20 protein-coding genes are annotated in these 25803 nt (G+C 47.2%); 12 read left to right on the top strand and 8 right to left on the bottom strand.

Annotated features, from left to right (window positions below; genetic code table 11):
- Nucleotides 1-58 precede the first annotated feature (58 nt).
- Nucleotides 59-349 carry a co-chaperone GroES gene (locus WJM94_RS23665; protein WP_005381516.1) on the bottom strand — a complete coding sequence of 97 codons (291 nt, stop codon included), beginning with the start codon at nucleotides 347-349 and terminating at the stop codon, nucleotides 59-61.
- A gap of 219 nt (nucleotides 350-568) precedes the next feature.
- Between WJM94_RS23665 and WJM94_RS23660 the strand changes: the two genes are divergently transcribed.
- Nucleotides 569-1936, top strand: a complete 1368-nt coding sequence (locus WJM94_RS23660) for an MATE family efflux transporter (RefSeq protein WP_444496606.1) — start codon at nucleotides 569-571, stop codon at nucleotides 1934-1936.
- Nucleotides 1937-2137: 201 nt separating this feature from the next.
- Here the strand turns inward: WJM94_RS23660 and pfkA are convergent, their stop codons facing one another.
- The 3 genes from pfkA to WJM94_RS23645 all read right to left on the bottom strand — a co-directional run bounded on the left by pfkA (nucleotide 2138) and on the right by WJM94_RS23645 (nucleotide 4930).
- Nucleotides 2138-3100 (bottom strand): 6-phosphofructokinase, encoded by a 963-nt coding sequence (gene pfkA / locus WJM94_RS23655; RefSeq protein WP_444496605.1) that lies wholly within the window; start codon nucleotides 3098-3100, stop codon nucleotides 2138-2140.
- A 284-nt stretch (nucleotides 3101-3384) separates the two neighbouring features.
- A complete protein-coding gene (fieF, locus tag WJM94_RS23650) occupies nucleotides 3385-4293 on the bottom strand; it encodes a CDF family cation-efflux transporter FieF (RefSeq protein ID WP_444496604.1) in 909 nt (302 codons plus the stop codon).
- A 124-nt stretch (nucleotides 4294-4417) separates the two neighbouring features.
- Nucleotides 4418-4930, bottom strand: a complete 513-nt coding sequence (locus WJM94_RS23645; protein ID WP_444496603.1) for a CpxP family protein — start codon at nucleotides 4928-4930, stop codon at nucleotides 4418-4420.
- 190 nt (nucleotides 4931-5120) lie between these two features.
- Between WJM94_RS23645 and WJM94_RS23640 the strand changes: the two genes are divergently transcribed.
- From WJM94_RS23640 to trmL, 3 genes are all read left to right on the top strand, one after another.
- A complete protein-coding gene (locus WJM94_RS23640) occupies nucleotides 5121-5810 on the top strand; it encodes a response regulator (RefSeq protein ID WP_444496602.1) in 690 nt (229 codons plus the stop codon).
- Nucleotides 5810-7207, top strand: a complete 1398-nt coding sequence (gene cpxA, locus WJM94_RS23635) for an envelope stress sensor histidine kinase CpxA (RefSeq protein ID WP_444496601.1) — start codon at nucleotides 5810-5812, stop codon at nucleotides 7205-7207. Before WJM94_RS23640 ends, cpxA begins: the two co-directional genes overlap by 1 nt.
- Nucleotides 7208-7342: 135 nt before the next feature.
- Nucleotides 7343-7822 (top strand): tRNA (uridine(34)/cytosine(34)/5-carboxymethylaminomethyluridine(34)-2'-O)-methyltransferase TrmL, encoded by a 480-nt coding sequence (gene trmL, locus WJM94_RS23630; protein ID WP_444496600.1) that lies wholly within the window; start codon nucleotides 7343-7345, stop codon nucleotides 7820-7822.
- A gap of 60 nt (nucleotides 7823-7882) precedes the next feature.
- Here trmL and WJM94_RS23625 read toward each other — a convergent pair whose 3' ends face one another.
- Nucleotides 7883-8410, bottom strand: coding sequence for an FxsA family protein (locus WJM94_RS23625; RefSeq protein ID WP_444496599.1), 528 nt, complete (start codon nucleotides 8408-8410; stop codon nucleotides 7883-7885).
- Nucleotides 8411-8795: 385 nt separating this feature from the next.
- Between WJM94_RS23625 and aspA the strand changes: the two genes are divergently transcribed.
- The 4 genes from aspA to WJM94_RS23605 all read left to right on the top strand — a co-directional run bounded on the left by aspA (nucleotide 8796) and on the right by WJM94_RS23605 (nucleotide 14542).
- Nucleotides 8796-10247: an aspartate ammonia-lyase gene (gene aspA, locus WJM94_RS23620; RefSeq protein WP_444496598.1), complete on the top strand. Its 1452-nt coding sequence runs from the start codon at nucleotides 8796-8798 to the stop codon at nucleotides 10245-10247.
- Between the two features lie 174 nt (nucleotides 10248-10421).
- Entirely contained in the window at nucleotides 10422-11729 is a 1308-nt protein-coding gene (locus tag WJM94_RS23615; RefSeq protein ID WP_444496597.1) for an anaerobic C4-dicarboxylate transporter, read from the top strand.
- Between the two features lie 161 nt (nucleotides 11730-11890).
- On the top strand, nucleotides 11891-13717 hold the full coding sequence (locus WJM94_RS23610) for a protein-disulfide reductase DsbD (protein WP_444496596.1): 1827 nt from the start codon (nucleotides 11891-11893) through the stop codon (nucleotides 13715-13717).
- A 195-nt stretch (nucleotides 13718-13912) separates the two neighbouring features.
- The gene (locus WJM94_RS23605) at nucleotides 13913-14542 is read left to right on the top strand and encodes a response regulator transcription factor (RefSeq protein WP_444496595.1); all 630 of its coding nucleotides are present in this window, start codon (nucleotides 13913-13915) and stop codon (nucleotides 14540-14542) included.
- A 4-nt stretch (nucleotides 14543-14546) separates the two neighbouring features.
- Here the strand turns inward: WJM94_RS23605 and WJM94_RS23600 are convergent, their stop codons facing one another.
- Nucleotides 14547-16292: a potassium/proton antiporter gene (locus WJM94_RS23600; protein ID WP_444496594.1), complete on the bottom strand. Its 1746-nt coding sequence runs from the start codon at nucleotides 16290-16292 to the stop codon at nucleotides 14547-14549.
- Nucleotides 16293-16674: 382 nt separating this feature from the next.
- Here WJM94_RS23600 and WJM94_RS23595 point away from each other — a divergent pair, with 382 nt between their 5' ends.
- From WJM94_RS23595 to WJM94_RS23580, 4 genes are all read left to right on the top strand, one after another.
- Nucleotides 16675-16938, top strand: a complete 264-nt coding sequence (locus WJM94_RS23595) for a DUF4212 domain-containing protein (RefSeq protein ID WP_444496593.1) — start codon at nucleotides 16675-16677, stop codon at nucleotides 16936-16938.
- A 12-nt stretch (nucleotides 16939-16950) separates the two neighbouring features.
- Nucleotides 16951-18678 (top strand): sodium:solute symporter family protein, encoded by a 1728-nt coding sequence (locus WJM94_RS23590; RefSeq protein WP_444496592.1) that lies wholly within the window; start codon nucleotides 16951-16953, stop codon nucleotides 18676-18678.
- A 106-nt stretch (nucleotides 18679-18784) separates the two neighbouring features.
- Nucleotides 18785-19267, top strand: a complete 483-nt coding sequence (locus WJM94_RS23585; protein WP_444496591.1) for a hypothetical protein — start codon at nucleotides 18785-18787, stop codon at nucleotides 19265-19267.
- Between the two features lie 164 nt (nucleotides 19268-19431).
- Entirely contained in the window at nucleotides 19432-20817 is a 1386-nt protein-coding gene (locus WJM94_RS23580) for a class II fumarate hydratase (RefSeq protein WP_444496590.1), read from the top strand.
- 65 nt (nucleotides 20818-20882) lie between these two features.
- Here WJM94_RS23580 and WJM94_RS23575 read toward each other — a convergent pair whose 3' ends face one another.
- Nucleotides 20883-24317 (bottom strand): hybrid sensor histidine kinase/response regulator, encoded by a 3435-nt coding sequence (locus WJM94_RS23575; RefSeq protein ID WP_444496589.1) that lies wholly within the window; start codon nucleotides 24315-24317, stop codon nucleotides 20883-20885.
- A gap of 120 nt (nucleotides 24318-24437) precedes the next feature.
- Complete coding sequence (locus WJM94_RS23570) at nucleotides 24438-25628, bottom strand: 3-phenylpropionate MFS transporter (protein ID WP_444496588.1); 1191 nt, start codon at nucleotides 25626-25628, stop codon at nucleotides 24438-24440.
- Nucleotides 25629-25803: the final 175 nt, after the last annotated feature.

Raw genomic sequence — 25803 nt, 5'->3', positions numbered from 1 at the left:
ATTCTTTATGTTCGACTTCGTTTTTGAATCTGAGCAAAAAATTACTCAATGATTGCTATTATTCAACGATTGCCATGATGTCGTTTTCAGACATCACAAGCACTTCTTTACCGTCGATTTTTTCAGTTTTAGTGCCGTAACCTTCAGCGAAGATAACGGTATCACCAACTTTAACGTCCAGCGGTAGCACTGTGCCGTTTTCTAGAATGCGGCCTTTACCCACAGCTAGAACAACACCGCGAGTTGATTTTTCCGCAGCAGAACCAGTCAGAACGATTCCACCAGCTGACTTAGATTCAACTTCTTTACGTTCAACGATAACTCGGTCGTGTAATGGACGAATGTTCATTGGTCGTCTCTCCTGAAAATTTCCATGTTTATTTGATAATTGCCCGTCATGAGGCACGTGATCACTATATAAGGGGTCATTTAAACAATCCCAAGGGGTGGGCATGATTTTTTTGTGACTTAGTTAAAAGAACGCAACGGTTTGCGTGAGAAATGCGCACTCGCTCACCTTCCTGCTTTCTTGTATCCTTGCAGTTTATCCACCAGATAGACGTCAAACATGCTGGAAAACAATAAGCCGGAGCAGCCTTCAACAGATAAACATGGTTTGTTAAGCGCACCGATTCCCGAAACTCTGCGAAAAATGACCGTCCCTATGACCATGGGCATGATCGCGATTTTGATGTTTAACCTAGTCGATACTTTCTTTATTTCTCTGCTCGGCACTCATGCGTTAGCAGCAATCAGTTACACCTTTCCTGTCACCTTTGCCGTTAACTGCATTACGATGGGGATTGGTATGGGCCTTTCTACCAACATAGGTCGTTTACTCGGGCAAGGTCATGCATCACAAGCAGCGCGTTTTACCACACATGGTTTGCTGTTAGCCGTTCTATTAGTGGCCATCGCCTCATCGATCGGTTTTATGACTATCCGCCCATTGTTCAGTTTTCTGGGTGCGACTGACGATCTGCTGCCGCTCATTGAGCAATACATGCAGGTGTGGTATCTCACGATTCCATTACTGGTGATCCCAATGGCCGGTAACAGTGCGATACGCGCAACCGGTGATACCAAGACGCCAGCGAAAATTATGATGCTTGCGGGTTTAATCAACGGGATGCTAGACCCATTACTGATCTTCGGTTTGGGCCCCTTCCCTGAACTCGGTATCCAAGGCGCAGCCATCGCGAGTGCATTCAGCTGGCTAGGCGCATTGTTCGGCTCATTCTATTTATTAGTAAAAAGGGAACAATTACTGGCTCAGCCTCAGTGGCAGTTCCTTAAAAAAGATTGGCAGCAAACATTAAAAATTGGCACACCAGCTGCGCTGTCGAATGCAATGAATCCGCTTTCTGGCGCTATTTTAATGATGCTGTTATCGAGCCATGGAACGACTGCAGTTGCGGCTTATGGAGCAGCACAACGAATTGAATCCATACTAATTCTGGTCCTGATGTCCCTGACCTCTGCACTGACGCCGTTTATGGCGCAAAATTTGGGGGCGAATAACCCACAGCGAGCGTTTGCCGGATTATTCCTTAGCATGCGCTTTGCGGTTGTGTTTCAAGGTCTGATTTTTCTGGCGATGGTACCTCTGAGCATTCCGCTCGCGGCTTTGTTTTCACAGGAAGACGCGGTAAAAAACCTGCTCTGGCATTACCTTCTGGTCGTACCGTTTAGCTACGGTTTCCAAGGCATCGTGATGATCCTCATCAGTGGCTTGAATGCCATGCATAAACCATTGCGCGCCTTTCAATGGAGCTTTATGCGCTTGTTCGTATTCACTTTGCCTGCCGCCTGGATTGGCAGCCACCTATATGCTGTTGAAGGGTTATTTATTGGAATTGCGGTAGGAAATACGCTAGGTGGATTGCTCGGCTATATGTATGCGTTGCGTGAGCGGAAGTTAGTGCTGATAGAATAAAGCCAGAGGTTTTAGGAAAAAGTTTGGGGGCTACTGAATACTGAATACTGAATACTGAATACTGAATACTGAAAAGAATACCTCCCGTAATCTGTAAGCGAAGCGCTCCGTCATCTGTAATCCAAACCAACAAAAATGCCGTTTACGGTTAAGCAAACGGCATTCAGTAATTGAGCTCAATACAAAGCGAATCGACTCTGCTTAGAATAGCTCTTCCGCAACCTTGTACAGATCGTTACGTACAGGGCGCTTCATGTTTTCAATAGCATCAATGATATCGTGATGTACAAGCTGTTCTTTTTGGATACCCACACAACGGCCACCGTGACCTTCTATCAACAGGTGAACGGCGTAGTTACCCATACGAGAAGCAAGAACACGGTCAAATGCGGTAGGACGACCACCACGTTGGATGTGACCCAGTACCGTTGCACGAGTTTCACGACCCGTTGCCGCTTCGATATCACGCGCTAGCTCGTTTGCGTCCATCATCAGTTCAGTAAGAGCGATGATTGCGTGTTTCTTACCTTTTGCGATGCCGTCTTTGATGTTGCTGATTAGCTTCTGTTTATCAAGACCCGTTTCAGGTGTGATGATGTATTCACAGCCACCCGCAATTGCAGACATCAGAGTCAGGTCACCACAGTGACGACCCATGATTTCTACGATAGAAATACGTTGGTGAGATGAAGAGGTATCGCGTAGTCGGTCGATTGCATCAATAACTGTGTTTAGTGCCGTTAGGTAACCGATGGTGTAATCCGTACCGGCGATGTCGTTATCAATTGTGCCTGGCAGACCGATACATGGGTAACCCATTTCCGTCAGTTTCTTCGCACCCATGTAAGAACCATCACCACCGATAACAACAAGTGCATCGATACCGTGTTTCTTTAAGTTCTCAATCGCTTTTTCGCGAACTGCCACTTCCTTGAATTCAGGGAAACGTGCAGAACCTAGGAACGTACCACCTTTGTTGATCACATCTGACACACTAGAACGATCTAGCTTTACGATGCGATCTTCATAAAGACCTAGGTAGCCATCTTGCACACCGTAAACTTCCAATCCCTCAGATAGTGCTGTACGTACCACGCCGCGTACTGCAGCGTTCATACCAGGAGCGTCACCGCCACTTGTTAAAACACCGATCTTCTTAATCATGCTCACCCTCGAACTTTGGCAATCAATTATATAATTTTCTTCTAGGCTCCTTGTTACCAAGCAACCTGCATAATCCAGAACTGTGCGTTATGTTACATTTCCTATACAGGAATACCAATGAAAACACACATTTTTATGTAACTTTTCTACTTATGTAAGAGTATTACAGTTTCTCTTTGCAACTTCGTTGATTCATATCAGTATCAGGATTCTTAATAAGTATTGATGGAAAGATAGTCAACAAGTGCTTATTTGTCGTCAGAAGCCGTTTGTTTTTTCGAGCGTTACCAATCTTGTGACTTTTGATCTCTCTCTGGTCCAAAAACCACTGACAGCGGATCTTGGTGGATCATGACATCAGCACCCGGGAACAATGTCAGTACGTTTTCTTCTACTTTATCAGCAATATAGTGTGCCTCTATCAAACGTAAGTTATCGTCCAGCTCTAAATGCAACTGGATAAAACGCGTGGGACCTGACATACGAGTTCGTAGCTGGTGAACCCCTAATACACCTTTTACGTTCAGGCACTCCGTGCGAATTTGTTCTATCTCTGCATCTGGCAGTTTTCTGTCCAATAACGTTTGAATTGCTTCATTAACCATCTTGAATGCGCTGTAGAGAATGAAGACGCCAATACCAATCGCAAACACAGCGTCTGCCTGTGTTACACCAAAATAACTTAGCCCAAGCGCGACCATGATCGCCGCATTCATGTAAAGGTCTGTCTGATAGTGAAGTGAATCCGCCGCAATCGCCTGACTGCCCGTCACCCTAACAACATGTTTTTGAAAAGTGACTAAGCCCAGCGTTACTGCCATAGCGAACAACGACACATAAACACCTAACTCTGGCTCATGTAATGGCTGAGGACGGAAGAAGCGCTCTACCCCGTTAAGGATCAAAAACACTGCCGAACCAGAGATAAACATCGCCTGAGCGAGCGCAGCTAACGACTCAGCTTTGCCGTGGCCAAAGGTGTGCTCCCTATCCGCAGGCTGCAGAGCATATCGAACCACAATCAGATTCACTACTGATGCGGCAATATCAAGCATAGAGTCAATCAGTGACGCCAACAGGCTGACGGAACCGGTGATCCACCAGGTCATAACCTTCACTAAAAGTAGAAATGTTGCTGCTATCGTCGCGGTCCATGCCGCGGTCGTGACTAGACGTGCATATTGCTTTTTCATAATCAAAGAGTTAACTCAAACCATAGCTTGAGTATACCTCGTTAATTATTGAATGAGTATGAAATAACCCGATCAAAGAGAGGCAGCCAATGGCTGCCTCTTTAAATTCATAGCCCAAGAAGGGTTAGTTGTTACTTGGTTTGTTCATGCGTTGTTGCATTCGATCACCGCACTCTTTCATGCGTTCATTTTGCAATTTCACAAACTCAGCTTTTTGATCAGGAGTCAGTACACTCATCATTTTGTGTTTTCTCTCCAGCATTGCTACGCGGCGCTCTGTTTGTTTTTCTACCATTTCTTTTGCCAGCGCATTGGCTTGAGCTTCATCAAAGTTATCTGCTAGCACAAGAGCCTGTACTTTCGCATGGTACGCTTGACGCTCAGCCATACGAGCATCACGGTCTGCTGCGTTTTTGCCTCTCATTTCAGCACGATTTTCATCACGGTAAGATTGTAGCTGGTCTTTTTGCGCATCAGTCAGATTAAGTTGACGCATGATTCCACGATCCATACCCGGGCCACATTCATCACGAGGGCCTTTTTGCTGGTCTTTACCGCCATATGCGAACGCACCAGCAGCACCAAGAGTTAATGGTAGAACAACGGCAGCTAACACAAGTTTTTTTGCAGATTTCATAATTCAATTCCTCACACAAGTGATTGGTTATTCTGGGCTGTTCTCCCAGCGCTTGAGTATAGAATAGAACGCACAGGGTAAAGAGACGTATAGGGAGCGTAAAGATTCGTAAAGAGTGATTTTTATACTCTTCGTCACCCTTCATTCCAATGTAGTATTAAATAAACGGTAATTTACAGTAGGTCCCTAAATGGCAAATATTCTTTTGATTGATGACGATATAGAGCTAACCAGCCTGTTAAAAGAAGTGCTTAGTTTCGAAGGATTTGACGTCAGTGAGGCTAATGACGGAGAAGCGGGATTGGCTGCAGTTAACAGCGAAGTGGATTTGATTTTGCTGGATGTCATGATGCCAAAATTGAATGGCATGGAAACATTAAAGCGCTTACGAGAAAACTGGGAAACGCCAGTGTTAATGCTGACCGCCAAAGGCGAAGAAATAGACCGAGTGATTGGCTTAGAGCTTGGCGCCGATGATTACTTACCGAAGCCTTTCAGTGACCGAGAATTGCTGGCTCGCATTCGCGCGATATTACGCCGCACCAACAATACACCAAAAGACAGTAAAGGTAGCGACTGCATCGAGTATCAAGAGCTTCACCTCTATCCGGGCAAACAAGAAGCCTACTGCGATCAGCAATTGCTCGACCTAACCGCGACAGAGTTTGCGCTTCTCGCACACTTTGTACAAAACCCGGGACAGGTGCTCACCAAAGAGACATTAAGTCTCGATGTACTTGGCAAACGCCTCGCGGCATTTGACCGTGCAATTGATATGCATGTCTCCAACTTACGTAAAAAACTGCCCGATCAAAGTAATGGCAAACCGCGCATCAAAACGCTACGTGGCCGAGGCTATATGTTGCTTGAGGAGGATTAATGAGCCTGCTTTCACGCATCAAACTGCCGAACCTAAACAGCCTGTATGGACGCATCTTTGCCATCTTTTGGTTCACCATGTTGTTGGTTTTGATTGCCGTACTGTCTCTGCCACATTTGGATCCACGCAAAGCGCGTGACATTCCAACAGAGCCTTATCAGCGTATGCTTGAGCTGCGTGACGACATCCAAAAGCAGTACAGTAAGCAAACCGACCTTGGACGAATCTTATTTAGCATCGAGGGACGTCGTCAAAATAAAAACGACACACGCCCACGAGTGTTCTTTTCTGATTATGACGGAAAGGTGTTAACTACCGATAATCGTAACAACTTTCATATGCGTGCGATGCAAAACTTCGTCTCCATTATCGAAGATTACAATAAGCCCAAACAGAAGCTCTACGGTCGATACATGGTTGCAGGCCCGGTGCCGATTACGCTGGCCGACTCAGACATATTGATGTACGTCGGCTTTAAATGGAATGAGCCACCACCACTGCTGCTAAGACTGTTTGATTACCCACTGCAGCTTCTGCTTGCGGTGATGCTGGTCAGTACCCCACTATTGCTGTGGTTAGCGTGGGCATTAAGTCAACCCGCACGCCGTCTGGAAGCGGCCGCACAACGCGTCGCCAAAGGGGAGTTTGTGATTGATCCGAGTTTAGAAAAAGGCACCTCGGAGTTTCGTCAGGCAGGCAGCAGCTTCAACCAGATGGTCGAAGCGGTCAATCAGATGATTTCCGGACAGCAACGACTACTTTCCGATATCTCCCATGAGTTACGCTCGCCGCTGACACGTCTGCGTATGGCCAGCGCACTGGCGACACGCAAACAAGGCGAAAGTCCTGAGCTTGCACGAATTGATACCGAAGCTCAGAGACTCGAACAGATGATAAGCGAGTTACTTGAGCTCTCTCGTATGCAGGCAAACAGCCACATGATCCGAGAGACTCAACCCATTGAAAGCCTGTGGGAAGAGATCATTCAAGACGCCCAATTTGAAGCCGAGCAAATAGGCAAAAAGCTGCATTATTCTGAACTACCAAAGGGCAGTATTTCTGGTAATCCGAAATTACTCATGAGCGCAGTCGAGAATATCGTTAGGAATGCCATTTACTACGGTAAAGATGAAGTGGAAGTCGATATCAAAACACAAGGGAACACCTTGTACATTACGGTAGACGATAATGGTGAAGGCGTTCCGGATGCCGAACTGGACGCCATTTTCCGCCCATTCTACCGGGTATCTACCGCGCGCGATCGCCATTCTGGCGGGACGGGGCTGGGGCTGACAATAACCGAGAGTGCGATTCGTCAACACAGCGGGACAATCGTAGCAAGTCGCAGCCCACTGGGCGGCTTGCGAATGAGCATTACGCTTCCTATAAGCAAATAATCGACATCCTATTGTCCAACGAACCCTCCACTTACGGAGGGTTTTCTCTGCCTAATGCGGACAAGCGGTAACTGACAACGCACTGACTCCTGCTATATACTTCCTCTCAATTTTTACTAACTCTATTTCAATACCATGTTTGATATCGCTTTATACGAACCAGAAATTGCGCCGAATACCGGCAACATCATTCGATTGTGTGCCAACTGTGGTGCGAACCTTCACCTGATTGAACCTCTGGGCTTCGACCTTGAAGAGAAAAAAGTACGCCGCGCAGGATTGGATTACCACGATTTAGCTCGCGTAACGCGCCATAAAAACTATCAAGCATTCTTAGATTACTTAGAGGAAGAAAAGCAAGGTAACTACCGCCTGTTTGCTTGCACGACCAAGACGACCGGCCACCATGTGGATGCGCAATATCAGCCAGGTGACGTATTAATGTTCGGCCCTGAAACCCGAGGTTTACCAGCAGAAGTGATTGAAAGTCTGCCAATGGAGCAGCGCATTCGCATTCCAATGATGCCAGATGCCCGTAGCCTGAACCTGTCGAATGCGGTCGCGATTATTGCATTTGAGGCCTGGCGTCAGATGGGCTTTGAAGGCGCACAATAAGAAGAAACAAAAAAGGGCGCCTGATGCGCCCTTTGGTTTTTCTACAGAACTGATTATGTATCAGTTGAGCTTATTACGATCATTTCGATCATCATCGTCTTTGCGCTCGTATTCCCCTTCGAAGGTATTCCCGTTGTCCGAGTGAGAATCGAACGGGCCGCGACGAAATGGGTCTTGGTCAAACGGGCCTTGGTTAGAGAAACCTCCGTGGAAACCACCACCATGAACCGTTTTCACAACCATCTTACTCATCAGGTATTTGGCAATTGCAGCTCGAGGAGCAGGCAGTAACACCACCATGCCAAGCGCATCGGTCATAAAACCCGGAGTTAACAGTAACACACCGGCCACCGCCAGCATGACACCTTCGAAAATCTGTTGAGCAGGAATTTCACCTTGCTCAAGACGTCCCTGCACAGACATCAGAGTTTGAATACCCTGACTGCGTACCAAAGACGCACCCACAATCGCCGTGATCAACACCAATGCGATGGTCGGCCAAAGTCCTAAAAATCCGCCCACCTGAATAAACAAGCCGATTTCAATGATCGGAACAAAAATAAACGCCAATAATAAGATAGGAAACACACGCCCTCCTTTGTTTAATTCAGTGTAATGGTAAAAGCTAAACAAGCTCAAACGAATCGTTGTAAAAAAGCGTGTTCATATTCTCAATATGGCGTTAATGAGCCGTTCTTTTGACATGGTTTTCAGAGTATTCAGCATCAAATCTGAAGAGTAAAAACTCGAGCCAGGAAACAAAATCAATACCCCATTCATACTTTGCAAACTATTGACGAATGAAAAGCAAAAAAGGTGATCTAGTTACTATTTTTATGCGCTAGGAACAGTATTATGTGCCACATAAGTCAGGACGGATTTTCCAGCCCAAAATTCTGATGAATGGATTCTAGATTGCAGAATAGGCTAATACTCAACCCCATTATTAGAATTATCATCTAAGGATCCTGTTATGGCTACCCTATCTGATGCTACAAAAGCAGTACAATCAGCCACTCGTATTGAAGAAGATCTATTAGGTCAACGTCATGTCCCTGCTGATGCGTATTACGGTATTCACACCCTACGCGCTATCGAAAACTTCAACATTTCTAATGTCACTATCTCTGACGTACCTGAGTTTGTACGCGGTATGGTTATGACAAAGAAAGCGGCGGCGTTGGCAAACAAAGAACTTGGCGCGATTCCAAAAGACGTTGCGAATTACATCATCGAAGCGTGTGATTTGATGCTGGAAACAGGCAAATGCATGGATCAATTCCCATCAGATGTATTCCAAGGTGGTGCGGGCACGTCAGTGAACATGAACACCAACGAGGTGATCGCGAACGTAGCACTTGAACTGATGGGCAAAGAAAAAGGTCAGTACGAGTTCATCAACCCTAATGATCACGTCAACAAGAGTCAGTCTACCAACTGTGCTTATCCTACCGGTTTCCGTATCGCAGTATACAACAGCATCCATAAACTAATGGAAGCGATTGAGTACCTGAAAGGCGCATTCGATCTTAAAGCGATTGAGTTTAAAGATATTCTGAAAATGGGCCGTACTCAGTTACAAGACGCGGTACCTATGACAGTAGGTCAAGAATTCCACGCCTGGTCGGTTACCTTGAACGAAGAGATTCGTGCTCTAGACTACACTTCAAAACTACTCCTCGAAATCAACTTGGGTGCGACCGCTATCGGTACGGGCCTAAACACACCTACGGGCTACCAAGCGCTGTCTGTAAAACACTTAGCGGAAGTTACTGGTCTGGACGTGGTTCCAGCTGAGGACTTAATCGAAGCAACTTCAGACTGTGGTGCTTACGTAATGGCGCATGGCGCGCTAAAACGACTTGCAGTGAAACTGTCTAAGATTTGTAACGACCTTCGTCTGCTTTCTTCAGGTCCACGTGCAGGTCTTAACGAGCTGAACCTTCCTGAAATGCAAGCTGGTTCATCTATCATGCCAGCAAAAGTGAACCCGGTTATTCCTGAAGTGGTAAACCAAGTTTGCTTTAAAGTATTGGGTAACGACAATACGATTTCTTTCGCAGCAGAAGGTGGTCAGCTACAGCTAAACGTAATGGAACCAGTAATTGCGCAAAGCATGTTTGAGTCCATCTCGCTACTACAGAATGCGTGTGTCAACCTACGCGACAAGTGTATCGATGGCATCACCGTAAACAAAGAAATCTGTGAAAACTACGTTTACAACTCAATCGGTATCGTGACTTACCTGAACCCATACATTGGCCACCATGAAGGTGACATTGTAGGTAAGATCTGTGCAGAAACAGGTAAGAGCGTTCGTGAAGTCGTGCTAGAGCGCGGTCTGTTAACAGCAGAAGAACTTGACGAAATTTTATCGGTTGAAAACTTCATGCATCCGAAATACAAAGCGAAGCGCTACGAATAAGCATCCTTCCACAAGGGGGCCAACCAGGCCCCTTTTTAGTCACTCATACAATTAACCACATTTTTTACAAGCTTTTAATTCCGAAGGTCGTCTGGTTCTGATTCTCTGAGCATTTATTCCTGTTCCTGAGTGTTCAAAAAATCCGAATCTATACAAACTAACGAGGTATTAATAATGGTCATGCTCGAACTCTTCGTGGTTCTGCTCTTTATCTATTTAGGAGCGAGAATCGGCGGTATCGGCATTGGTTTTGCTGGTGGGGCTGGTGTCATTGCGTTGTCTTTGATCCTAGGTGTTCCTACTAGCCAGGCTTTTATCCCTGTTGACGTAATTTTGATCATCATGTCCGTTATCACCGCAATTGCAGCAATGCAAGTCGCTGGTGGTCTGGACTGGATGGTTCAAGTTGCAGAAGACTTTTTACGTAAACATCCTGAACGTATCACCTTCTACGCACCAATTGTGACGTTCCTGATGACACTGATGGCGGGTACTGGTCACACCGCTTTCTCTACTTTGCCAGTGATTGCCGAAGTAGCAAAAGGTCAGGGGGTTCGCCCTTCTCGCCCGCTTTCTATCGCCGTAGTGGCTTCGCAAATCGCAATTACTGCGTCTCCTATCTCAGCGGCTGTCGTTGCTTTCGCGGCGATGTTGGCACCATTTGGTGTGGATTACTTAACGCTACTTGCAGTGTGTATTCCAACCACATTCATTGCTTGTATGATCGGAGCGTTCGTTGCGAACTTTATGGGTAGTGAGCTAAAAGACGATGCTGAATATCAACATCGTCTGGAAAATGGCCTCATCAAACTGAATACTGAAGAAAAACGTGAAATTCTACCAACAGCGAAGAAAGCAACGTTTATTTTCCTTGGCGCTATTGCATTCGTCGTGTGCTACGCAGCTGCAATCTCTAGCTCTGTGGGTCTAATCGAAAACCCTGCTCTAGGCCGTAACGAAGCGATCATGACCGTAATGCTAGCAGCAGCGGCAGCGATCGTAATGAGCTGTAAGATCGACGCGAGCAAAATCCCAGCAGCGGCAACATTCCGCTCAGGTATGACAGCTTGTGTGTGTGTACTTGGTGTGGCTTGGCTTGGTTCTACCTTCGTTAACGCGCACGTAGATGGCATTAAAGAAGTCGCAGGCGCACTACTGGCAGATTACCCATGGATGCTTGCACTCGTGCTTTTCTTCGCATCTATGCTGCTTTACTCGCAAGGCGCGACTACTGTTGCACTGATGCCAGCAGCATTAGCTATCGGTGTCGTACCACTGACTGCAGTTGCATCATTCGCAGCGGTAAGTGCGCTATTCGTATTACCAACCTACCCAACACTGCTTGCCGCTGTTGAGATGGATGACACGGGTTCAACTCGTATCGGTAAATACGTGTTTAACCACCCATTTTTCTTGCCGGGGGTTGCGACTATCGCTTCAGCGGTAACACTAGGTTTCGTCTTCGGCGGCCTTCTGATCTAGTGCAAACAGAGTCTTACTCGGGGAGCTTCGGCTCCCTTTTTTTATTTCATATCCTCACAAGCTTTGATTAACAAATCTTCACTTAGATGAAACTTATTAGCTAGCCAGCAGGTCTGATTGAGTTACACTTACGGCATTATCTAAGACGAATTGAACATTTTATGCGTGCATTATTCTCCGTATTACTCCTAGGGTTGATTACCTTTTCTGCACCGTCTTTTGCTCTGTTTGGCAAAGACCAGTTTAAAAATAGTCAAAACAACAGCTTCGGTAGCAATAGAGAAACCTTTGTAACTGTCGATCAGGCTTTTCCGTTTAACTTCTATCAGCAAGACGGCAAGTTGATGCTCGACTGGCAGGTTCGTGAGGGCTACTACCTGTATCAGGAGCGCCTGTCAGTATCCGGAGAGAACGTCACTCTTGGAGAATTAGATATAGAACAAGGCACGCCGCATAACGATGAGTTCTTCGGTGAAGTCCATATCTACACCATGCCTTTATTTGCCAACGTAGCACTTTCAAACTGGCAAGAAGGTGCTCGTGTCATCGTTCAGTATCAGGGCTGTGCGGAAGCAGGGTTCTGTTACCCACCCGAAACACGTGTGATTACAATCAACGCATTCACCAATTCATCAGATGATTCGGCAAACACAGCGAATAGTGCACAACAAAAATCTGTAGTAGATAAAAAGGCGCCAACTTCGTCAGCAATCACTAACAGCTCGGTGGCTCCTGTCACTCAACAAGACAGTCTGGCAGCCAACCTTGCTGATAGCTGGTGGACCCCACTGCTGTTTTTAGCCTTAGGCGTTGGTCTTGCCTTCACTCCGTGTGTATTACCTATGTACCCGATTCTGACCAGCATTGTGCTTGGCGGTGGCAAACTCAGCCAACGCCGCGCTCTTGGTCTGTCGTTTATCTACGTACAGGGCATGGCACTGACCTATACTCTACTCGGACTGGTCGTTGCCTCTGCTGGTATGCAGTTCCAGGCTGCAATGCAGCACCCTTATGTGCTGATCGGTTTGAGTGTGTTGTTTATTGCACTAGCGATGTCGATGTTTGGTTTGTACTCACTTCAGCTACCTAGTGGCATGCAGACCTGGCTCAATAACCTGAGCAATAAACAGCAAGGCGGCAACGGTGCTGGTGTTTTCGTCATGGGAGCTATCTCTGGTTTAGTTTGCTCGCCATGCACAACCGCACCACTTTCCGGGGCACTGATTTACGTTGCTCAGAGTGGTGACCTTTTAACCGGTGGTATCGCCTTGTATGCCCTTGCGATGGGGATGGGGATTCCATTGATTCTCATCGCGGTGTTCGGCAACAAGCTACTTCCAAAAGCAGGCGGCTGGATGGATCGTGTAAAAACTTTGTTCGGATTCATTTTACTCGCCGCGCCAATCTTCCTGCTGGAGCGACTCTTGCCTGAAATGTGGTCAACAATACTCTGGTCAGCATTGGGGATCGTAGCGTTTGGCTGGCTGTATCATGTGAAAAACAGCTTAGCGTTTGGTGGCTGGAAACAGAGCACGGTTGGCATTATTGCAGTGCTTGGCCTACTTGCTTCTGCACAACCAGCGCTACATTACTGGTTTGGCAACAACGAAACTCAGGCTCAACAAACAAGCATCAGTTTTACTCGCATTGCAAATGTAGCGGAGTTGGAAGAACAGCTCGCACTCGCGAAACAGGCAGGTAAACCAGTGATGCTCGATTTCTACGCCGACTGGTGTGTGGCATGTAAAGAGTTCGAAAAGTACACCTTTCATGCGACCAAAGTAGAAGCTGAACTGCAAACTTTTGTCCTGCTGCAAGCAGATGTGACGAAAAACCAGATACAAGACATTGAATTACTGAAACATATGAAGGTTCTTGGCTTACCTACGATAGAGTTCTGGAATAGCAAAGGGGAACACATTTCAAACGCGAGACTCACCGGCTTCATGCAGGCAGAGCCTTTCCTAGAGCACATCAAGCAGTTTTAATGTCACCAACTTCAAACGCCAGTGCTTTTCACTGGCGTTTTTTTATTTCACAAATTGATCCGGCAAAATGACGCCTATATGCATTTCCGCTAATAAAAGTCGATTTGGTTCAGACTTTTAGCGAATACTTATTGTCCACAATCTCAAAGCTGGACAATAATAAATTTAACGAAATAGTCAAAAGTGTTTAACGTCATGGACTCGACCTACACCATCATCATCGCCGATGATCATCCACTCTTCCGTAATGCTTTGTTCCAATCGGTACACATGGCTGTGAGTGGAGCCAACCTCCTCGAAGCTGACTCTCTAGATGCCCTGCTCGCTTTGTTAGCCAAAGAAGAAGAGCCAGATCTGGTGTTGTTGGATCTCAAGATGCCAGGTGCAAATGGTATGTCCGGCCTGATTCATTTGCGTGCAGAGTACCCGGATTTACCGATTGTGGTCGTGTCTGCCAGCGAAGAACCCGCTATCGTAACCCAAGTGAAAAGTCACGGTGCCTTCGGTTTTATCCCTAAATCGAGCGATATGCGAGAGTTGGTTAGTGCTATTAATCAAGTTCTCAATGGAGACCCGTACTTCCCTGAAGGTCTGATCACCAACAATGCAGCATGCAGCGATTTAGCGGAGAAGATTGCTACGCTGACACCGCAGCAATACAAAGTGTTGGGGATGCTGTCAGATGGCTTGCTAAACAAACAAATCGCTTATGAACTGAATGTTTCAGAAGCCACCATCAAAGCACACATGACTGCGATTTTCCGCAAACTAGGGGTGAAAAATCGCACTCAGGCAGTCATCATGCTAACGGAAATGAATAACTAAGGTATTACTCGTCTTCCGTCAGCTCATCTTGTTCACTAGGCAAGCGTAAGCCTACTTTGGTAACTTGCTGATCGACCACATCAGCAATAATCCAATGTAGCCCTTGCCATTCGAATTGGTCGCCCAATACCGGTGCTGTGCCCAACTGTTCTGCCACCAAAGTTCTCAATGTTGTATCCAACAACTCCTCACCAAGATCCAAACCATACATCATGGCTACATCGGACAGTCTGACTTCAATATCCAAAAAGAAATCACCAAAGAATCGGTTCAGCGAGGCCTTTTCTGGTGCTTCACTGAACAACAGGCTCAGTGCATCCAAATCCTTCTCTTGAGCGAATACACATAACGTATCATTCTCTTCCAGCTTGGTACTGCCTGATGGGTGGAGCAACTCTTGATGGCGGAATACGGCCGCAATACGCGTACCTTCCGGCATAGACAGACTACGCAGGGGCTCACCAATGCACCATTTATCGGCCTTCAACCGGTAGACAAACAACTCCCACTCACTGGTCGGGTACACCTCAACACCAATTCGTGAGATAGGCTCAGGTTTCGGTGGCAACTCAACCTTGGCCAGCGTCATTGCTTTCGTCAGAGTGCCTCCCTGAACAATCAATGACACCATGACAACGAAGAACGCGAGATTGAAGTAAAGTTGCGCGTCCGGAAGCCCTGCCATCATTGGGAATACCGCCAGAATGATCGGCACCGCACCACGCAGGCCAACCCAGGAAACAAACCACTTCTCACGAGGCGTAAAGCTTTTGAATGGCAATAAGCCAACCCAGACCGAAATTGGACGGGCAAACAGAATCATCCCGAAGGCAAGCGCCAGCCCCGGTAAAGCAATGGATAACAGGTTCGAAGGCGTCACCAACAAGCCAAGCACCAAGAACATGCCGATTTGAGCTAACCAGGTCATACCGTCTAAGACATGCAGAATCGAGTGACGACTGCGTGTTGGACGATTGCCAAGCAGCAAACCCACCAGGTAAATAGACAGGATGCCACTGCCACCGAATGTGTTTGATAAAGCGAAAATCAGCAGACCACCGCTTACAGTCAAGATCGAGTACAAACCATCCGGAAGTTGATTGCGATTAATAACCTTCCAAAGTAGCCAGCCACCAGCCAAACCAAGCAGTGCGCCAATGCCAAACTGCTTAACAAAACTCAGAGCTAAAAATCCGGCACTTAGCTCAGCGCCAGAACTCGATAAAATGGCAATCAATGTTACAGTCAGAAATACCGCCATCGGATCGTTGGTACCGGATTCGATTTCCAGCGTCGAACCAACACGCTCATTGAGACTGCGCCCTTTGAGCAATGAGAAAACGGCGGCAGCGTCTGTCGACCCTACGATGGCACCGACAAGGATGCCTTGCAGTAAGTCCAGATCAAACAACCAGGTTGCCATAAGTCCGGTCAAAAGCGTCGTCAAGGCAACCCCTAGTGTGGCCAGCGACACAGACGGCCATAAAGCCACCCTAAAACTTGCCACTCTGGTTCTCATTCCACCATCAAGAAGAATGATCGCTAAGGCTAAGTTACTGACTAAATAGGCAATAGAAAAATTATCAAATAGGATGCCCCCCAAGCCGTCTTCTCCAGCCAACATACCAACGGCAAGAAATACAAGCAGAATTGGAATACCCAGCTTAGAGGAAACAGGGCTTAAAAGAACGCTTAGTGCAATCAGCAATGCACCTACTAGAAAAAAGCTATTAATGGTGTTTGCGTCCATTCCCCCCTCCCTTAACAAAAAAATTTCAATCAACGTAAGTAAGTCTAACGCTTTATTGTGTCTCAAAGCTCTAGTTGAAACGAAAACTTTATGTAAACAAATAACTTGAGAAGACTGGTATAAATTCCATGAAATCGATGAAGAAAAGATAACGCGCGTAAAAATAAATCGTGAAAATTGTCATTTCGCATTAGACCTTAGGCTAATTTAACATTGATTTAACATTGGTTATTTATCACTCATTACTTCTAAACGCCCATTATACGGGCTTTTTTTGTATTTAACGCCTCGACTAAAGTTGAAAAGAGTTCTTGCCAACACCTTGCTAATGTAGATGGTGAAACATTTTCTTAACAACAATACCAATCGTAAGGAGACGGCAATGGCATTTGAAAATGAAGAAAGAGCCAAAGCCTACTGGGACAAAAACGTGAAGCTCATGATTAGTCTAATGATCATCTGGTTCTTAGTGTCTTTCGGCTGCGGCATTTTATTTGTCGACGTACTTAACCAATTTCAAATAGGCGGATACAAACTCGGTTTCTGGTTTGCTCAACAAGGCTCTATCTACGCCTTCCTGGGTATTATTTTCTACTACGCATGGAAGATGCGCAAAATCGACCGTGAATTCGGCGTGGACGAGTAAGGAGTCGCTCAGATGGATTTGAAAACTATTACCTACCTGGTTGTTGGTGCAACCTTCATCCTTTACATCGGTATTGCGATTTGGGCGCGCGCTGGATCGACCAAAGAGTTCTACGTTGCGGGTGGCGGTGTAAACCCAATCGCGAACGGTATGGCGACAGCGGCTGACTGGATGTCTGCGGCTTCGTTTATCTCGATGGCAGGTCTGATTGCTTTTATGGGTTACGGCGGCAGTGTGTTCCTGATGGGCTGGACTGGCGGTTACGTTCTACTTGCACTCCTATTGGCACCTTACCTACGTAAGTTCGGTAAATTTACTGTGCCAGAGTTTGTCGGTGAGCGATTCTACTCAAACACTGCACGTGTTGTAGCGGTTGTCTGTCTGATCATCGCATCAGTAACTTACGTTATCGGTCAGATGAAAGGCGTTGGCGTTGCATTCGGTCGTTTCCTGGAAGTAGATTACTCAACAGGTCTACTGATTGGTATGTGTATCGTATTCATGTACGCCGTATTAGGCGGTATGAAAGGCATCACATACACGCAGATTGCTCAATATTGCGTACTCATTCTTGCTTACACTATCCCAGCAGTTTTTATCTCTCTGCAATTAACAGGTCACCCGATTCCTCAAATTGGTCTTGGTAGTACCATGGCTGGCTCCGATGTCTACCTGCTGGATAGGCTCGACCAGGTAGTGACCGAACTTGGCTTTAGTGAATACACCACCCAAGTTCGTGGCGATACACTAAACATGTTTGCCTACACTATGTCGCTAATGATTGGTACTGCAGGTCTGCCTCACGTAATCATTCGTTTCTTTACGGTACCTAAGGTTCGTGACGCACGTTCATCAGCAGGTTGGGCACTAATTTTCATTGCTATTCTTTACACAACAGCTCCAGCTGTATCAGCAATGGCGCGCCTAAATCTTATGAATACAGTAAACCCGGCTCCGGGTGAGCACCTCGCTTATGACGAGCGCCCATCTTGGTTTAAGAACTGGGAGAAAACAGGTCTACTGGGCTTTGATGACAAGAACGGCGACGGTCGCATCAATTACACCTCGGATGCTGCGACTAACGAACTAAAAGTTGATAACGACATCATGGTACTGGCAAACCCAGAGATTGCTAAGCTACCAAACTGGGTAATCGCATTGGTTGCTGCAGGTGGTCTGGCGGCTGCACTATCAACCGCTGCAGGTCTATTGTTGGCGATTTCGTCCGCAATATCCCATGACTTAATCAAAGGTATTATCAATCCGAATATCTCAGAGAAGAAAGAGCTGCTCGCCAGCCGAATTTCCATGGCGGTGGCTATCGCAGCGGCTGGTTACTTGGGTCTACACCCACCGGGCTTTGCGGCAGGTACCGTTGCACTGGCCTTTGGTCTGGCAGCGTCCTCTATCTTCCCAGCGCTGATGATGGGTATCTTCAGTAAGAACATCAACAAAGAAGGCGCTATCGCAGGTATGATCGCAGGTATCAGTATCACGCTGTTCTACGTATTCCAACACAAAGGTATCCTGTTCATTGCAGATTGGACATACCTGGAAAGCTGGGGCAGCAACTGGTTCCTAGGCATTGAACCAAACGCGTTTGGCGCAATCGGCGCACTCTTCAACTTCATCGTGGCATTTGCAGTATCGAAAGTAACGGCTGAAACTCCGCAAGAAGTGAAAGATCTGGTTGAGCACGTACGTGTACCTGTCGGTGCAGGCCAAGCCGTCGATCACTAATCATAATTAGAACCATAAAGCCCCGTCTGGAAACATCTGTCCGGGGCTTTTTTATTCTCTGTTTTCAGTTAACATATTCGAAGTCCGTCGTTGAAAGGAAGTCAAGATGTTCAAAAATAAGCACTTAATTCTCGCCCTGCTAATCGCTCCCATCCTTTCTCTTATCGCTTATTTCGGTACCGATCTTGCGCTCAGTGAAAAACCTCACCCAGCAAAAGAAGGTGAGAGCTACAAATTAGCCAGCAAATCCAATTGTCGTTACACCAGTGGTCTGTGCGATATGGAAAATGGCGATTTTAAAGTGAAGTTTCGCTCAGAGAAGCTCACGAAAGACAGTTTAGAACTGTCTCTCAATGCCGCTTATCCATTGGAAGGTGTAAAGATTTCTGTGGTTGCAGACCAGGAAAAAAACGCCCAGCCAGTCGATATGACACGCGCCGATCAAGCGGGGAAAAACTGGTACATCACCTTGCCGAAGCCAAAATCAGCAGAGAGCTGGTTGCGAGTGGTCATTCAATCAGAAGGAACGCTCTACTACGGCGAGACACAAACGGCTTTCGTGAAATACGAGACTTTGTTTACCGAATAACTGAAACAAGAGCAATAGAACAAAGCTGAGCTGAATTGTAGGGATAAAGCTCACTGGCTCTGAGCCGATGTCTGTATTCATTCATCGGCGTTTTTGTCTTCATAATTCTCATAAATCACCTATGGTTGTTACAAGACTCCTTATTGATTATCAAGGATACAGCCATGACTACCGACTTCCGCATCGAAAAAGACAGCATGGGCGAAGTAAAAGTCCCCTCGGATGCCCTCTATCAAGCTCAAACCCAACGTGCCGTCGACAACTTTTCAATCAGCAAACACACCATGCCACGAGGGTTCATCCATGCCCTGGCACATATCAAGCAGACTGCCGCACTCACCAATGCTCAGCTAGGACTACTAGAAGGCGATATCGCCAACGCAATAGATGATGCAGCGCAGGCTATCATCAATGGTCAACATCTGGATCAGTTTCCGATAGATGTCTTTCAAACCGGATCTGGCACCAGTTCTAACATGAACGCCAACGAGGTGATCGCAACTCTGGCCTCGGAGATTCTGGGTGGTACGGTGAGCCCGAATGATCACGTCAATATGGGGCAAAGCAGTAACGATGTGGTGCCAACGGCGATTCAAGTCAGCGCGGCACTGGCGATAGAAAAACAGTTATTTCCCGCGCTAAGTCACCTCAGCAAAGCTATTGAATCTAAACGTCAGACATTGAAAAATGTGGTCAAAACCGGACGCACTCACCTGATGGACGCAATGCCGGTTACATTCGCACAAGAACTCAGTGGCTGGCAGTTCCAGATAGAGCATGCCAAGCTAGCCATCGAGCACACTCTGCCCGCCGTGAAGGCTTTAGCGCAAGGTGGAACCGCAGTAGGTACAGGGATCAACGCCGATCCACGCTTTGCTGCACTGTTCGCGGACAATCTTTCACAATCCACGCACGTGGCGTTTTCTTCCAGCCAGAACTTCTTTTTTAATCTCAGCTGTCAGGATGCGATCGTGGCACTCTCCGGACAGCTTAAAACCGCAGCAGTGGCGATCATGAAGATCGCGAACGATCTTCGCTGGATGAATTCCGGACCATTGGCGGGGTTGGGCGAAATTGAACTACAAGCACTTCAGCCTGGCTCCTCCATCATGCCAGGGAAGGTAAACCCAGTGATACCCGAAGCGGCAGCCATGGCTTGTGCACAAGTAATTGGTAATGACACAACCGTTACCATTGCTGGTCAATCAGGCAATTTTCAACTCAACGTTATGCTGCCAGTGATTGTTCATAACGTATTGGAAAGCATAGAACTATTGTCTAATAGCGCGACATCATTAGCAGACCAGGCAATTGCAACGTTCAAAGTAAGACAAGACAACCTTGATGTCGCTTTAGCTAAGAACCCGATTTTAGTTACTGCGCTTAATCCGGTGATCGGTTATCTGAAAGCAGCCGAAATTGCCAAAAAGGCTTACAAACAAGGGCGCGCCATCATTGATGTTGCAGAAGAGGAAACTGATTTAGACCGTTCCACACTCGAAAGGCTACTCAATCCAGCCAAACTGACACAAGGCGGGGTGGCTGAATAAATGCCCGGTATCAATGCACGAGACCTCCAATCGGAGGTCTCTTTCTATCTAAATACTATCTAAGGCTAGGCAACCCTGTTTAACACCGAGCGCAGCTTCAATGGTTTAACCGGCTTAGCAATGAAACTGAACCCGTTTGCTTTAATGCCATCCAGCATATCATCGGTACGATCCGCACTGATGATGACGCCTTCAAAGCGATTCCCCAGACGAAGACGACACTGTTGCAGCACTTCTAACCCCGTGCGACCGTTATCTAATCGGTAATCAGAGAAAATCACATCAGGAACCCAGCCATCATCCAAGGCACGTAAACTTTCCAGCAGATCGGTCGCGATTCGCGTATCGCATCCCCAACGCGACAATAGGTTTTCCATACCCACTAAAATATCTGGCTCGTTGTCGACACACAAAATTTTCAGGTGACATAGCTCAGACTGAGCACTACTTGGCATCTTCACTGTGCTGAGCACCTGCACGCTTTCCGCTTTGTCGAGCGTTATCGAGAAGACACTGCCTTTGCCATGCCAGGAGCGCATAGAAATTTCATGCCCCAGCACCTGCGCGATACCCTTCGAGATCGCAAGACCTAGCCCTAATCCCTGATCCGAACGCACCTGAGAGCCTCGGTTAAATTCTTCGAAGATCTCTTGCTGTTTCTCTTCTTCGATGCCCATACCGTTATCCCAGACATCAATACGCACGCGTCCTTTAACACGGCGCACACCCAACGCGACTTTGCCGTTTGGACTGTAGCGGAACGCATTGGTGAGAAAGTTTTGTACCACTCGGCGCAGAAGTTTCGGGTCTGATTTCACCGTCAGTGACGATGGGATCATAGTAAATTCAATGCCCTGCTGTTTTGCCAATGCACTGAATTCAGCGTTCAGATTGGCCAGCACATCATTCACGGCAAAACCGCACACATGTACTTCAAGCTTGCCAGACTCTAGACGGGAAATATCCAGTAAGTCACCAATCAAATCTTCTGCGGCGCCAAGCGCACTTTCGATATGATAAGAGAGCTTTTTCGTCTCGTCGTCTTTGGCCACTTCTGAAAGTGAAGAGGCAAAAAGTCTCGCAGCATTGAGTGGCTGCATCAGGTCATGACTCACCGCCGCAAGGAATCGTGACTTTGACTTCGATTCTAAATCTGATCGCTGAGTCGCCACCACCAACTGCTTGTTGAGCTGTTCAAGTTCGCGGGTACGAAGCCGCACACGTTCCTCAAGCGTCTCATTTGCCTCTTTTAGCGCTTGTTCGGCATCGCGGAAAACAGTGATGTCAGTAAAACTCATTACAAAACCACCACCCGGCATTGGATTACCCTGAACTTCAATCACACGCCCGTCGGGGCGTACACGAGATGACGTATGGCGAGTCCCTTGCTCAAGATGATAAACCCGACGACGCACATGGTCGTCCGGATCCCCGGGACCACACAATCCTTGCTCCGCATTGTGACGAATCACATCTGCGATTGGACGACCGACCTGAATTAAGCCCGGTGGAAATTCAAATAGCTCCAGATAGCGTTGGTTCCATGCCACCAGCCGCAATTGTTTGTCGACCACAGCGATCCCCTGACCGATGTGCTCAATCGCCCCTTGCAGTAATCCCCGGCTGAAGTCATACAGCTCAGAGGCTTCATCAACGATGGTCGCCACTTCTTCCAACTGCATGTTTCTTCCCTGCAAAGCAGAAGTAAGTACTAACTTAGCTGAAGAGGCGCCAAACACCCCGGCTAATACGCGTTCTGTATGCCGGATCAACGAAGACGGTGCTTGCTGGTTTGGCATGAGCTCTTCACGCTGTTGACTCCAATAGGCCTGAAATGCCACCTTCACTCGTGAGCGTCCGACGAAACGTGAGGCAAGCATCTCCAGTTCAGCCACGGTAACTCGGCTCTGGTAAAGGCTCATGTTTTCACTTTCAGGCAGTGGCGTACCAACAAAGGAAGCCGATTGTAAGCGCTCACTTAGGCTTGGACGGGTGATCATAGAAACCACGACAAAACAGGCCGTATTTACCGCCACACTGAGAATCATCCCCCAGTCCGAAATGGCAATATCAAAGCTTGTCAGCATTTCTGGTGGCGTGATCAGCCATATCAGAAAATTGCTGCTGGCATTGCCCGCCAGCATGTCGGTTTGACTCATCAGAGTGATCAGCCATAAGGTAAAACCAGCCGCTAGACCAACGTAAACGCCTTTCTTATTACCCTGACGCCAGTACATCCCCCCAATCAGTGCCGGAGCGAATTGAGTGATGGCAGCAAAGGAGAGAAAACCTATCGCAGAGAGTGAGTGAATACTATCAAGTGCCTGATAAAAGCCCCATGCACCAATCAAAAGAATTAGGATCAGAGCACGACGAATACGCAGCAACAGTTGAGAAAAGTGCTGATGATTACGTTGCGACAGGCGCATACGACTTAAAAGCAGTGGCATCGCCAAGTCATTCGATACCATGATGGCTAACGCGATGGTAGAGACAATGACCATGCCACTTGCCGCAGAGGTCCCCCCCAGGAAGGCTAGCAATGCAATCTCACTGGCACCTACTGACATTGGTACACTGATTACATAGGTATCAGGTGACGCGCCACTCAGCAGTCCTTGACCTACCCATGCGATCGGCAATACGAAAATCCCCATTAAAATCAAATAGAGCGGAAATAACCAGCGGGCAACATGAAGGTCCTGAGCGCGTTCGTTTTCAACCACCATGGTATGAAACTGACGAGGTAAGCAGACGATCGCCAACATGGTGAGTACGGTATGAATCAGTATGGTCGGAATGTTTGGCGGTTGATAGGTTTCAGTCGCCACGTCTATCAGACTTAGGGTGTCTGTACGCATGGCCAGCCAGACAATAAACACGCCCACAACTAAAAACGCCATCAGCTTAATGATCGACTCAAATGCGATTGCCATCATCATGCCGCGATGATGCTCGGTATTATCGATATGGCGTGTACCAAACAAAATGGTAAAAATAGCAAGAGCCATCACCACGAACCAGGAGACACTGTCGTTATGATAGCCAAAGTCCGTTGCCAGCTCAGGCGCAATAATTTCCAGCCCCATGGTGATACCACGCAGCTGCAATGCGATATAAGGCAGAATGCCGGCAACGGCAATCAGGGTCACTGCGACTGCCAGGCCTTGCGATTTTCCGTAACGAGCACCAATGAAGTCAGCAATGGAGGTGATGTGTTCACGTTTGGCGATCAAGATCAGTCTGGCGAGCACCCGCCAACCAAGCGTGAAGACCAGGATCGGCGCAATATAGATAGGTAAAAAAGACCAGGGATTGCTACTCGCTTGGCCAACGGTGCCGTAGAAGGTCCAGGAAGTACAATAGACAGCAATAGACAAACTGTAGATCCAAGGTCGCCACCTCGCCAGCCACCTTCTCTGATTGTCTCCGTACCAAGCGATTATAAATAGGGCTCCCAAGTACGCCAAAGAAACGGGAACCACCAGCCATCCTTGCATCCGATATCCTTTTTAGTCTTTCTTACAAAAACAAAAAACCTCTCCTTAGGGGAGAGGTTTCATTTAACACTGCTTTCACAACAGAGACAAAGCTTAGTTTTTAACCTTTGTCACAGAAGTCTAATTCTGTGTTTCAAGTGCTTTATCAGACAGGTCAACAACATGCTTTGCCGGCTCTTGTGGATCCAGCTTAATGAACAGGGCGAACAGTCCCATGGCTGACATACCCCAGAACACGACTGAGCCCCAATGTTCATAAGCCCAACCGCTAAGTACAGTCATGAGTGCGATAAACGCTCCCAACGGAATCGCATTATACAGAGCCTGTAATGCGACCATCTTGTTCTCTTCAGAGTTCTGAATGTATTGGATTGCGGCAATATGCGCCGTCGCAAAGGTCACACCATGCAGCATCTGTACAACGACCAGAGCGACAATCGACGTTGTCCCGGCCGTGATCCCCCAACGCATCATCACGCCAAAAGCGGCAATAACAAATAAAGTACGTAAAGACCAACCAGCAAACAGGCGCTTACTTACTGCGAATACCGCCACCTCGGCGGCCACCCCCAGACTCCACAAATACCCGATCACATCTTCAGAGTGTCCTGCTGCTTTCCAGTGAATAGCACTAAAACCGTAGTACGCCGCGTGACTGCCCTGGATTAGCGAAACCAACACTAGAAATTTGAGTACAGGTTTGTCTGCCAACAGCGCAGACAGTTTAGGACGCACTGCGTGCTGATCGCCGAGAGTCACTGGCATAGGATTGGTATTACGCATCGCAAACAGCAACGAGAGCAGTACACCAGCCATCGCTGTGTAGAGAATCATGCCCGAACCAAATTCAGCCACTAAGTATCCGACCACAGTAGAGCCGCCGATAAACGCGACCGAGCCCCATAAACGCGTACGACCATAGTCCAGCATTTTCAAACGCGCATAGTAATTGGCCATCGCATCAGACAATGGCACCACAGGGCCACAACACAAGTTAAACAGAACGGTAGCTAACGCCATTAACCCAAAACTGCCGCCCGTAAAAAAATGGAATCCAACAAAGATAAGGGCAGCCAAACTTAACCAACGTAAGGTTGGCATTAAATGCTCAACTTTATGTACTCGAGGGGTGATGACGATGTTAGCTATGCAGCGCGTCGCCAGGCCTAAACCAACTAACAAGCCAATATCAGTTGGAGAGACACCCTGCTCTTTAAACCACAAAGACCAAAACGGCAGGTAGACACCATAAGCGAAAAAGAATCCGAGAAAGTACTGGGAGATCCAGCCGTACGGAGAAGGTTTCAACATCACTATTATCCTAACAATCGGAACAACAACGTTCTGAGCGTGGATTATGGATCGCAAGACGAATCAGAAAAAGGGAAGAATCGGCAACTTACCGTTTCCTCGATGGAATACTAACTTTTCTCTGTTTCTTTTCGCACTTATTTACTCAGGAAAAATGGCCGCGGGTTTAGACCAA

Origin of the sequence: Vibrio sp. YIC-376 (assembly GCF_052353105.1) — a bacterium.
Lineage (GTDB): Bacteria > Pseudomonadota > Gammaproteobacteria > Enterobacterales > Vibrionaceae > Vibrio.
The sequence above is the reverse complement of the archived record's forward strand: the minus strand, read 5'-3'. Positions and strand labels throughout refer to the sequence as shown.